Origin of the sequence: Acinetobacter qingfengensis, from assembly GCF_008693185.1 — a bacterium.
GTDB lineage: Bacteria > Pseudomonadota > Gammaproteobacteria > Pseudomonadales > Moraxellaceae > Acinetobacter > Acinetobacter qingfengensis.
This window is the reverse complement of record NZ_VXKN01000003.1, coordinates 116,025-128,566: the sequence shown is the minus strand read 5'-3', so window position 1 is coordinate 128,566 and position 12,542 is coordinate 116,025. Positions and strand designations below refer to the sequence as shown.

At 39.2% G+C, this 12,542-nt stretch carries 10 protein-coding genes; 5 read left to right on the top strand and 5 right to left on the bottom strand.

Translation table 11 applies throughout. From position 1 onward, the window contains the following. Positions 1-294 precede the first annotated feature (294 nt). Entirely contained in the window at positions 295-912 is a 618-nt protein-coding gene (locus F4V57_RS05515) for an arylesterase (RefSeq protein ID WP_070070070.1), read from the bottom strand. Between the two features lie 50 nt (positions 913-962). Between F4V57_RS05515 and F4V57_RS05510 the strand changes: the two genes are divergently transcribed. From F4V57_RS05510 to hemL, 4 genes are all read left to right on the top strand, one after another. Beyond that, positions 963-1,676, top strand: a complete 714-nt coding sequence (locus F4V57_RS05510) for an ABC transporter ATP-binding protein (RefSeq protein ID WP_070070069.1) — start codon at positions 963-965, stop codon at positions 1,674-1,676. Positions 1,677-1,678: 2 nt separating this feature from the next. Then, positions 1,679-4,108 (top strand): ABC transporter permease, encoded by a 2,430-nt coding sequence (locus F4V57_RS05505; RefSeq protein WP_070070068.1) that lies wholly within the window; start codon positions 1,679-1,681, stop codon positions 4,106-4,108. Between the two features lie 140 nt (positions 4,109-4,248). After that, positions 4,249-4,857: a thiamine phosphate synthase gene (gene thiE, locus F4V57_RS05500; RefSeq protein WP_070070067.1), complete on the top strand. Its 609-nt coding sequence runs from the start codon at positions 4,249-4,251 to the stop codon at positions 4,855-4,857. Between the two features lie 36 nt (positions 4,858-4,893). Continuing rightward, positions 4,894-6,192 carry a glutamate-1-semialdehyde 2,1-aminomutase gene (gene hemL / locus F4V57_RS05495; RefSeq protein ID WP_070070066.1) on the top strand — a complete coding sequence of 433 codons (1,299 nt, stop codon included), beginning with the start codon at positions 4,894-4,896 and terminating at the stop codon, positions 6,190-6,192. An 81-nt stretch (positions 6,193-6,273) separates the two neighbouring features. On the opposite strand, the gene F4V57_RS05490 is transcribed toward hemL, so the two are convergent. Further along, the gene (locus F4V57_RS05490) at positions 6,274-7,692 is read right to left on the bottom strand and encodes an NAD(P)/FAD-dependent oxidoreductase (protein WP_070070065.1); all 1,419 of its coding nucleotides are present in this window, start codon (positions 7,690-7,692) and stop codon (positions 6,274-6,276) included. Positions 7,693-7,734: 42 nt separating this feature from the next. After that, the gene (locus F4V57_RS05485; RefSeq protein WP_070070064.1) at positions 7,735-9,060 is read right to left on the bottom strand and encodes an APC family permease; all 1,326 of its coding nucleotides are present in this window, start codon (positions 9,058-9,060) and stop codon (positions 7,735-7,737) included. A gap of 96 nt (positions 9,061-9,156) precedes the next feature. Here F4V57_RS05485 and F4V57_RS05480 point away from each other — a divergent pair, with 96 nt between their 5' ends. Further along, positions 9,157-9,516: a COG3415 family protein gene (locus tag F4V57_RS05480; RefSeq protein ID WP_070070063.1), complete on the top strand. Its 360-nt coding sequence runs from the start codon at positions 9,157-9,159 to the stop codon at positions 9,514-9,516. Positions 9,517-9,866: 350 nt separating this feature from the next. Here F4V57_RS05480 and rsmD read toward each other — a convergent pair whose 3' ends face one another. Both rsmD and mrdA read right to left on the bottom strand, forming a co-directional pair. Continuing rightward, positions 9,867-10,418 carry a 16S rRNA (guanine(966)-N(2))-methyltransferase RsmD gene (gene rsmD / locus F4V57_RS05475; RefSeq protein WP_070068916.1) on the bottom strand — a complete coding sequence of 184 codons (552 nt, stop codon included), beginning with the start codon at positions 10,416-10,418 and terminating at the stop codon, positions 9,867-9,869. Next, positions 10,418-12,394: a penicillin-binding protein 2 gene (gene mrdA / locus F4V57_RS05470; RefSeq protein ID WP_070068975.1), complete on the bottom strand. Its 1,977-nt coding sequence runs from the start codon at positions 12,392-12,394 to the stop codon at positions 10,418-10,420. Before mrdA ends, rsmD begins: the two co-directional genes overlap by 1 nt. Positions 12,395-12,542 lie beyond the last annotated feature (148 nt).

The following is a 12,542-nucleotide window of genomic DNA, read 5'->3' as shown; positions in this document are numbered from 1 at the left end:
AAATTCGCAATATTAAATTAAGTAAATAAATGTAACTTTATCTTATAATTAGTGATAATTATTATCAACACTATTGTTATTTAATTTTATAATTTAAGGTATTTGATATTTTTATATTATTCATGAGTATTTGTTAGGACTGGATCAATAGGTTGTAATCATTGCTGAGTTTTCAGCAACTTTTAAAGGTTTATGGTTAAAATTTACATAAATGTCATGACTTCCACTTAATACTTCATTTTGTCGTTTTAGCAAATAACGTGATACATGGGTAAAATGTCAATAAGGGCTAATTTAAGGTTTTAGCATTGGTTCAATATATTGCCAGGCAGAATTGAGTAAGAGAGGTTGTGCTTTGGCATTTGGATGAATAAGATCGTTTTGCATTAAATTACGATTACCTGCAACGCCGTGTAAAAAGAACGGAAGAAGTTTGATCTGGTATTGTTTTGCGATAACTGCATAGTTGTTTTCAAACGCTTTAGTGTATGCTGTACCATAATTTGGTGGGATTTTCATGCCAAATAATATGACTTGCGCCTGACCACGCTTGCTTAGATTTATTAGTTGTCCAAGATTTCTTTGGATAATTTGTGGGGGTTGTCCCCGTAAGCCATCATTACCTCCCAGTTCGATAATGACAATATCGGGTTTATGCGTACTCAGTAATTTAGGTAAACGTGCCAAAGCACCGCTGGTAGTTTCGCCACTCATACTGGCATTGATCACATGGTGTTGTTTTGGGTATTTTTGATCCAGACGCTTTTGTAAAAGTTTTACCCAGCCTTGTTCTGGTGTCATACCGTATGCTGCGCTAATGCTATCCCCAACAATCAGAATGGTTTTGGCCTGAGCAAAACTGCTGATGAATATCAGGATCAGGATTGATAGGGATAGATGTAGTTTTGGCATATACTGCTCCATTGATGTTCATCAATTTTTATTTTCAGGTTATATACATCATGCCACAAAAGCCACAACAACAGGTTATTCACACTAAAAATCTTTCACAAGTGATACAGTTTCATGATCAACAATTACATGTATTGCGTTCAATTGATTTAACTATTTTTGCACAGGAGCAGGTTGCCATTACAGGACGTTCTGGCTCTGGTAAATCGACCTTACTGGGAATTTTGGCAGCACTGGATCAACCGACTGAAGGTGAAGTCTGGTTATGTGGTGCTGCAATTCATCAACTAAATGAAGAACAACGTGCCAGAGTTCGATTGGAAAATATTGGTTTTGTCTTTCAATCTTTTCAGTTGTTGCCACATTTAACTGCGCTAGATAATGTATTGTTACCCTTACGATTACAAAAAAATTATGATTATAAAGTTGCTAAAAAACAAGCAATTGAAATGTTACAGCGAGTCGGTTTAGTGAGGCAGATTATGCAAACACCGAAAGTATTGTCTGGGGGGGAGCAGCAACGGGTTGCTATTGCTCGTGCGTTGGTGACACAACCTAAAGTGGTTTTTGCCGATGAGCCAACCGGAAATCTGGATGGTGAAACAGCTAGAGAAATTGAGCAATTATTATTTCAGATGAATCGTGAATTAGGTACAACACTGGTTTTGGTCACACATGATCCTAAACTGGCTGCACAATGCCAGCGGCAAATTTATCTTGCAGATGGTCGGCTTGAAGATCAGCTTCAGTATCAGGAGGCTTGATGATGTTGCGTTTATTCTCCAGTTTATTTCGACAGAGTTTATTTAGTGGCGGTATTGCATTATTAATTTTGGCTCTGTCCTTGGCGATTAGTGCGACAACAGCATTGAAATTTGCCAATCAGCAAATAGGTTATGCGATTGAACAACAGGCAGCAGAACTTTTGGCAGCAGATCTGGTGATTAGTGATAATCAGCCAATCGATGCCTTATGGCAACAGCATGCGCAGGCTGCCGGTTTAAAGATTTCCAATAATCTTGTTTTTGGTTCAATGGCACATAACGATGAAAATTTTGTTATGGTAAATGTTAAAGCCATTGATGACACATTTCCTTTGCGGGGCCAGTTACACATTTCTCCTCAACAAAAAAGCGTGCAACAAGGACAAATCTGGTTAAGTCCTCGTGTATTTGATTTGCTGAAAGTTAAAATAGGGGATCGTATTGCGATTGCAGATGCTGAATTTCTCATCAGCGGAAAAATTGATCTGGATACGAATCAGGAACTGGGGTTTTCAGGATTTTCCCCAACTGTTGTGATTCATCGGCAGGACGTTGCCAGAACCAATGCCATTCAGGTGGGTAGTCGGATTGATTATCGTTTATTGATGTCGGGAGAGCCTGAACAAATTAAGGCTTTTGTAACTCAATATCAGTCACAGATTAAACCACCTTTACGCTTACGTCAGGCAAATGATGATGATTCACGTTTGATGCGTCCGATTGATAACCTGTCAACTTATATGCAACTGGCAAATTTATTGACCTTGTTATTGTGTGGAATTGCCATTGCATTAACCTGCCAGCGTTATGTCAGTCAAAACCAGGATCATATCGCCATGCTGCGTTGTCTGGGCGCATCAAGAGTACAGATTTTGGGAGCATTCACAGCTTTATTGGCAATCATTGCAGCAATTGCAACACTGCTGGGTGGAATTTTAGGTGTAGCTTGTGGTTATGGTTTATTGCAGATTATGTTGCTAACCATGCCTCAGATCGAATTGCATTTTTCTATATGGTCAGTGATTTTGGGGCCATTACCAAATGCAATCCTGACTTGTTTAATCGTATTGGCTGGTTTTGTCTTACCAAGTATTTTTCATCTTGCCAAAGTCCCTCCTGTACGTGTATTGCGTCAGGGGCAACTTGATCAGGTGAGTGTCATTATTGTCATGGTTTCAGCGATAGCAAGTCTGGCTGTTTTTACTTTATATCTGACTGAAAATATATTATTCAGCCTAAGTGTCATGGCTGGCATTGTCGTATTATGTCTACTGTTGTTTGTTATCGCATGGAGTACTCTCAAGATACTAAAGCAACGATTTTTGCATTTGGAGCAGTGGATTCGTCAACCAGCCAAAATGAGTTTGCAAATGACCGCATTGGCTTTGGGATTAAGTCTGATTTGTGTATTATTTCTGCTTCGTACAGATTTGCTAGAGCGCTGGCAACAACAATTACCTGAAAATACGCCCAATCAATTTGTATATGGTTTACCACCAACTGATAAAGTTGCATTTGAGCAAGCACTATTACAGCAGAATTGGACTGCAACGCCACTCTATCCTAATGTTAGAGGACGGTTGGTTGCTAAAAATCAGCAGGCTTTTAGCCAGCAATTACGTGATCAGAATAATAGTTTGAAACGAGAGCTTAATCTGACTCAAAGTAATATTTTTCCTAAAGATAATTTGATCGTGGCGGGGCAGACACACTTTCAGCAGGCTAATCAGGTATCTGTAGAACAAAAAACAGCACAGGAATTAGGTATTCAGTTGGGAGATACTTTAACGTTTGATTTACCAGATGGTGCGGTCACCGCCAAAGTGGTGAGTTTTAGAGCCGTAGAGTGGGAAAGTTTTAGTCCAAACTTTTTCTTTATTTTTTCACCAAATACTCTGGATGAAAATGCTGGAAGTTATCTGGGCAGTTTTTATGTACCGGATACACAACATCGTCAGATGACACAGATGATTCAACAGTTTCCAACAACGGTATTTATTGATGTTAATGCCATTCTGGATCAGGTGAAGCGTTTGGTGGGCGTGATTACGCAAATTGTGACATTCCTTGCGGCGTTGGTGTTTACTGCTGGTGTTTTGGTTTTGTTGGCATGTCTGAATCTGATCATGGATGAACGCCGTCAGGAAGTGGCTTTATTACGAGCAATTGGTATGTCACAACGACAATTAAAACGTTATTTGACTTTAGAAATGGCATTCACTGGATTTGGTGCGGGTATTTTATCAATTGCATTTGCCGAGATTGTATCCTGGATTGTGGCACAGCGACTGGATTTGATTTGGGGTATTCATTGGCAATATTGGTTAATTTTACCGCTTGGCATGGCTGTATTGTGTGGTTTGATTGGTCGTTATCGTCTGAGAAAACTTTGGCAAATTGCACCATTACTCAGTTTAAGGCAGTTGAATTAGATGGTATGAGAAATGGACTGTGTGATGTAATTCAGTTTGGGTAAATATTTGTAATATTGCTACTGTTTTTACATCAAAAATGATCGCAGATCCATTTTTAGAAACGTTATACTGTAATTATTCAGGACACAGGATAAATCATGCGTGGCTTATACTTAATAACTAATGACGATCCACTTGATCTATTACTACAGAAATTGCAAGCTGCGATGTCAACAAGGCAGATTGCGTTGTTGCAATATCGGCGTAAAAAAGTCGAAAAAATTGAACAAACTGTGGAAATTGGCAGTATTCTGGCTTTAACAGAACGTTATGATGTGCCTTTGATCATTAATGATGATTTGGATCAAGCCAAACAATTTTCTGTCCATGTACATTTGGGACAAGATGATGGCTCTATTCAGAAAGCAAGGGCACTGCTTGGATCGGAAGCGATTATTGGACGTACTTGTTTAAACTCTCTGGAATTGGCAGAACAGGCGATTGCAGAAGGTGCAAGTTATGTGGCTTTTGGTGCAATTTATGGTTCTACGACCAAGCCGGAAGCAAAAAATATTGGATTAAGTGTGATCCAACAGGCCAGACAACACATTGATGTGCCGATTTGCACGATTGGCGGACTGACTGCCGAAAATTCTGAACCCGTGATTGCTGCCGGAGCAGATCTTTGTGCTGTGGTCAGTGATATACTGGCACTTGATGTCGCACATATCCCTGAGCGAGTAGATGCTTGGGCAAAACTTTTTTAACCTCCTATTGATCAAACAAATTAATCGAGATTGCTTATGTTCGTTTCTGCAAAACAGGCACAACTTTTTGAAGAAGCCAGTAAACACATTCCGGGAGGTGTTAATTCACCTGTTCGCGCATTTAAAAGTGTAGGGGGGACGCCTGTTTTCATCAAACGTGCGCAAGGTGCATATTTGTGGGATGAAGATGATAATCGCTACATTGACTATGTTGGTTCATGGGGACCAATGATTCTGGGACATTCACATCCAGATGTAGTGAAAGCTGTACAGGATGCTGCTCAGGATGGACTGAGTTATGGTGCACCAACGGTTGCAGAAACTTCTTTGGCTGATGTGATCTGTGAAATTATGCCATCCATTGAATTGGTACGTATGACCAATTCAGGTACGGAAGCAACCATGACCGCAATTCGTCTGGCTCGTGGTTACACCGGACGTGATAAAATCATCAAATTTGAAGGATGTTATCATGGTCATTCAGATTCCTTATTGGTAAAGGCCGGTTCAGGTCTATTAACTTTAGGTGAACCAACCTCAAAAGGTGTCCCGGAAGATTTTGCTAAGCATACGATTGTTTTACCTTATAATGACAATGAAGCTTTAACACAGTGTTTTACAGAATTTGGTCAACAGATTGCCGGAGTGATTGTAGAGCCTGTCGCCGGGAATATGAATCTGGTCAAACCACAGCATGGTTTTTTACAACATATTCGTCATCTATGTGATGAATACCATTCGGTTTTTATTATTGATGAAGTGATGACTGGCTTTCGGGTAGCATTAGGCGGTGCGCAAAGTGCTTATGGCGTGACACCGGATTTAACCACTTTAGGAAAAATTATTGGTGCAGGATTACCTGTAGGTGCTTTTGGTGGTAAACGGGAAATCATGCAATGTATTGCACCTCTAGGCGGTGTTTATCAAGCGGGTACATTATCCGGCAATCCATTGGCCATGCGTGCCGGTCTGGAAATGTTCAAACATATTCGTCAGGAAGGGTTTTATCAAAAGTTAGAATCGCAACTTGCAAAACTTTTGACTGGATTACAACAAGCTGCTGATGAAGCTGGTATTGCTTTCAAGACCCAACAAGCAGGCGCAATGTTTGGGCTATATTTTACTGATCAGGATGATTTATCGAGTTTTACTGCCATGCTCAAATGTGATGTAGAAGCATTCAAGCAATTTTTTCATGGTATGTTAAAACGTGGCGTATATTTGGCACCTTCTGCATTTGAGGCGGGTTTTATTTCTGCTGTACATAGCGATGAGGATATTGCCCAAACAATTCAGGCTGCCAAGGAAACTTTTGCAGACATGAAAACTGCATAAACCATAAGCGCAACCAAGCGCATGATAAAAATATTAATAAGGCTGCCAGTGTGCAGCCTTATCTTTTAAGATCGTGATGGTTTAGAACGATACCATTTTGCCGGGATTAATCATGGCACCTAATCCATACGCACTTTTTGCCATAGGAATTACAATCGGCGCCAACGCACGCCCTAAAGGAATATCTTGATGTTGAATTTGAGTTAACATCTCAAAGTCAGTCGATAAACCACAAAAATCTTCTGCAATGGCTTTACCGATCCTTACCGTTTGCGCAACACCATGACCGCTCCAGCCATGTACTGCATATACAGGAAATTTATCTCCAGATTTTCGGCTATCTGTTGCGCCATTTACAGTTAAGTCTGTTGTACCACTCCAGACAAAATCCAGTTTTACATGATTAAGTTGAGGAAATACTGTTTGAATACGACTTTTTAGATATTCGGCAGTTTTTTCACTATTCCAGCAGTTACCAGTGCCTTGTCCACCAAATAATAAGCGATTATTGGATACACCACGATAGTAATCAATCTGGAATTGGGTGTCATACACAGGATGATCATGCGGCAATAGATCAGACAATTTAATATCCAGTGGTGCAGTAGTGCAGACATAGGTATAAAACGGAATCGTGGTCTGATTATGTTCTGGTAGAAGTTTAAATGAAGCATGATGAACCCCGAGAACCACGCTTTTCTTGGCATGAATTACACCATGATGAGTAGTGACATATAATCCATCTGCTTTTTCTTCAATATCAATCACTTCAGTTTGTTCATATACTTTACCGCCATGCGAACAAAAACCATAAATCAAACCTCGGTTTAAAGCCAGTGGATGAATATGCCCACCCAAATCATCAATTAATCCGCCAAAATAATTTTCGGATTTAACATAGTCATATAACTGATGCTTACCGACAATATGGGTGTAATCTTCTCCTAGGTATTTACGGGCATCGGCACCTTGAGTTAAGGCCACCAAATGACCTTCATGTACGGCAGCCGTAATATGTCCTCGTTTACGTTGAGCTTCCAGTCCATAGCGGTCTAATATACGATCAATTAACTGCATGGCTTCGGTAGAAGTGAAGTGCCACAAACGTTTGGCATCGTCATAACTTAACTGGCTAATCATTTCTTCTGCTTCCCAACGTGCTAGGCCGGGTGTTAATTGCCCACCATTTCGTCCGGATGCACCACTACCAATCCGATTTTTTTCTACCAGAACAGTATCTACACCTTGTTCTGCCAAATGTAATGCTGTAGATGAACCGAGTAGGCCTCCTCCGATGACTAGAACATCACATTCAATATCTGCATTTAATGCTTCAAAATTATGCCAGTCTGCCAAAGAGCATTCATAATAATTGGCAGGTTGTACACATTCACCATGTTGAGGATTAATCCAGTTCCATTCCTTGCCACTTTGTGCATATTGACTGGATTTAAATTCAACATCATTCAGTAAAACAGGTTTATTCACTTGGATTGACATGTTAAGACTCTCTTTTAAATTCTCTTGAAAAATATAAATAAATTAAGCATTACTAATCACAATACTTTGCTTACGTAGTTTTTTATAAATAAACATTGCCACACCTATAGCTAACCAGATACAACCAAAATGTAGTGCAGAAGCTTCGAGATTGATCCATAAGGCAACGATTGCCAGTACAGATAAAAGTGGCAGTACAAGATTTAAAACAAAATTTTTAAGACCTTGGCGTTGTTTTTTATGAACATAAAAATGCATAAATACCGAAAAATTCACTGCTGTAAAGGCAATTAATGCACCAAAACTGATCAGACTCACGACTGTAGATAAATCCAGAAACATCGCCATCATAGAAATTAAACCAATGGTGATCACTGAATATAAAGGTGTTCCCAGCTTGTGATTGGTAGAACCGAAAATACCTTTATGAAAAATACCATCTCTTCCCATAATATGGATCAGTCGTGCCGCGCTGGCATGTGAAGCCAGACCGGAAGCGACAGTATTCATAATTTGACCCACCAAAAAAACAGCTTGAAATAATGCGCCACCAACATATAAAGCAATTTCAGGTAAAGCTGCTTCAGGATCCTTAAAGCGTGAGTTATCTGGAAAATACAATTGAATAAACCATGAAGCTGAAATAAAGATCACACCACCAAATAATGTGGTCAAAATTACTGCACGCGGAATGGTTTTTTTAGGATCATGTGTTTCGTGGGATAAGGTGGTGACTGCGTCAAATCCTAAAAAGGAAAAACATAAAATAGATGCACCCGTAATCAACGGCATAATACTGGTGTCACCATTAAATAAGGGAGTCAATGTCAATACATGCGCAGCACCGTCATGATCTACACCACGAATGACCAGATAAATAAATACCAATAGTAATAATAATGGCGCAAAGACAAATATCATGGATAGATTAGCAAGAATATGAATTCTAAAGCAATTGACCAGAGTCACCAGACCCGCAGCTACAAATACCCATGCTACGTAAGGAATTGCAGGAATTAAGGCATGTAGATAAATTCCTGCCAGTAATGCATTAATTAAAGGCAACAGGATATAATCCAGCAACGAACACCAGCCGACAAAAAAACCTGTCTGCGGACCACAACTTTCAGCGGTGTAAGTATAGGCTGATCCCGGACGTTCAGATTGGCGACTAAAACGGGCGTAGCTAAAAGCGGTTAGTAACATGGCAAATAAGGCAAAAATGTAGGCGAGGGGGACTCGTCCTTCAGTTACTTCCGATACAATACCAAATGTATCAAATACAGTCATAGGGGTCATATAGGCAATTCCCACAATGACCACTTGCCATAATGTGAGTTTGCGAATGTTAATATTACGATTGTCCATTTATTATAACCTGTAATAAAATAAACTCAATTGATTTTAAATTTGCAAACTCTGTGCCATATATTGATTTATTTTTAGATTAGATAGGAAATAAAAATGCCACGTTATTCACTTGAAATTCGCAAAGCAGCAATTGCTGCATATAAAAAAACAGATTACAAAGTTGCAGTTTGTAAGGAATTTAACATCTCCCGAGTCACCCTTGATGCATGGATTAAGCTTGAAGAGGAAACTGGAAGTTTACAACCTAAACCTGCACAAAAACGTGGAGCACCTGCACATATCAAGGATTGGAATGCATTTGTTGAATTTGTAAAAAACACTAAATTTCAAAATATTAGCGATTTACAGCCACTTTTTGAACAACGATTTGGTTATTCAGTTTCTTATGCAGTTTTAGTTCGGGCAATTCATGTTTTGGGTATGCGTCGTCGCAAAGGTCGTTTTTATGCTTAAAAATTTTATCAGAAAAGTGTTCAGTTAAATAAATAAAAAAGTAAAGTTTATTTTTATTAAAAAGTAAATTTAATTAATTTAAAAAGTAATATAGTTAAATTAAAAATGTAAGTTATTTATTTTAAAAAAGTAAATTTATTTTTATAAAAATGTATTTTAACAAATATTAAAAAGTAAAGTATTTTTATTTAAAAAGTAAATTTAATTTTATTAAAATGTAAGTTAATTAAAATAAATTGAGCCATTTGGAGGCATAAAATGGGCAATCTGTGTGCATGTTGGACTATAAGGCATGATAAGCATTAATCAGTCTTAACGGGTTTGGGTTGTCCAGATATCTCTATTGAAAGTTAAGACGCTTGATATTGAAATAAACCAGCCTGTACAGTTCCAGCCTTGGTTTGTTTGATGAGTTGCCAATTAAGGGGTAAATTTAAATTTTGTAAGGGTTGATCAGCTTCAACATAAATCAGGGCGTGATCTGCTAAAAGTGGCTGTAATTGTATCGAAAGTGCCTGCCATAAGTTTAAAGCATACGGCGGATCCAAAAAAATCACATCAAACTTTTCATTGAAGTGTTTGAGCGCCTGTTGTGCAGTCATTGCAAGAATTTGTACCTGATTGACATTTAACAACTTTAAATTCTGCCGTAGAAATTTGACTTGTTCAGGATGTGGTTCAATCATGATCAAATGTTTTGCCCCACGGGATAAGGCTTCAAATCCCAAAGCTCCAGAACCTGCACAAACATCTAATACCTTTGCACCCTGTATATCCCACATTAACCAGTTGAATAGAGTTTCTCGTACACGATCAGGTGTAGGCCTTAATCCTTCAATATCGGCAAAAGCTAATTGGCGGCGTTTAAATTCACCACCAATAATGCGTAGTTGATTTTTCATTATTCATCAATATCCTGTGACGATGGCGCTGGGGTAGCTGCTGGAGCTGAAGCTGGTAATAGACCGGCAGTTGGCAATTCAGATGGTTTTTTCCCGGCATTCATTAGGCCACCATTGACTTGTATTGCTGTTGGTCGTATAGGGTTTTTTTCACGTTGGATGAGCCAGTAGTCCATCACAGGCTTAGCAAGTCGGGCAGCAGAACCACCATGACGACCATTTTCCCAGACCACCACAATTGCAATGCTGGGTTTATCTGCGGGTGCAAAACCTACAAATAAACCATGGTCGAGTTGGCGTTCTTTAAGCGCAGCCTCATTGTAGCTTTTACCCTGAGCAATACTGACGACCTGTGCGGTCCCGGTTTTCCCTGCAATTTGATAAATGTTAGAACGAATTCCCCGACCTGTCCCATTATTGATTACACTGACCATTGCTGCATGCATTCTTTCCCAGTCATTTCGGGTACCGCTAAAGTTAATTTTTCCATCTGCACCGTTGAGGACAGTATAGCTTTTACTTCCCTTTGTTTCCCGTAAAACGTGTGGTTTGATATGTAGGCCATAATTTGCAGTAATTGCAGTTGCCATTGCTAATTGTAATGGGGTGGCGGTAAATGCACCTTGACCAATACTGACCGAAATAGTTTCACCTTTTAACCACGGTTTTTTACGGGTACGCATTTTCCATTCAGGAGAAGGGTATAATCCAGTGCTTTCGCTTGGTAAATCTACACCTGTCTTTTGACCAAATCCGAATTGCGTCATCCAGCTGTGCATTTTGTCAATGCCCATTTGATAGGACAGCACATAGAAGAATGTGTCACAGGACATGGCGATGGCTTTATCAATATCAACAATACCATGACCACTTTTTTTCCAGTCACGGAATTTGTGGCTATCGCCGGGTAAATGAAAATATCCGGGATCTGAAATTTTGGTATTCCAGTCAATATATTTATAATGAATACCCCCTAATGCTTCCATAGGTTTAATGGTTGAACCCGGTGGATAAGCACCCTGAACAGCTCGGTTATATAGCGGTTGATCGATATTATCCCGTAAAGCGCCGTAGTCTTTACCACTGATACCGGTAACAAACAAATTTGGATTAAAACTAGGACTGGATACCAGTGCCAGAATTTCTCCTGTGTTAGGATCCAGTGCGACAATTGCACCACGTTTACCAGCCAATTGTTCCGAGGCAACCATTTGCAAACCATAATCAATGGATAGATATAAATCATTGCCACGAGTTGCTTCTTTTCGGCCTAAATGTCGCAGTACATTACTATGTGCATCTGCTTCTACAGATTCATAACCCGGCACACCGTGTAATAACTCTTCATAAGATTTTTCTACTCCGATTTTTCCAAGCAGGTTTGTGCCGGCATATAGATTTTTATCCAGAGATTTTAATTCTTTATCATTGATTCGCCCGACATAACCAATAATATGCGCGAATAGATCACCATAAGGATAGTATCGAGTCATTTGTGTTTCGATACGAACACCGGGAAAGTTCTGTTTTAATTCACTAAAGCGGGCAATTTCATCTTCAGTCAGATTCATTTTAATGGCTAATACTTCAGTTTTTCTAGCCAGTTCAGCACGTTTCTTTACCCGATCAATATCTTCCTGAGCAAGATTAATCACAGGTGTTAAACGTTTGAGTACATCATCAATGTCCTGAATATCAGCCTTACTCATAACAGCCGTAAATACTGGATAATTATCTGCCAGTAAAATACCGTTGCGATCATAAATATAGCCACGTGCAGGTGGAAGTGCTTGCAAGCGAATACGGTTTGAATCGGATAGCGTGTTGAAATGATCATGTTGATAAATTTGTAAATAGCTATAACGGATGACTAATCCCAGTAAACAGACAAAGACCAGCCCAATCGCAAAAAAAATGCGATTGCGAAAGATATGTTTTTCCTGTTGCTGATTTTTGATGGGAGTGGGTTGTTTGATCATAACGGTAGCTGAGTAAAAATCGCCGTTATTTTAACGAAAGCCGGAGGTGAGGTATATGTTTTTTTCATGTAGATCTTGATAGATGACTGGTGAAAAATCCTGTATTGATCATTTTGACAAAATAATTCTACATGATGGCGCTATG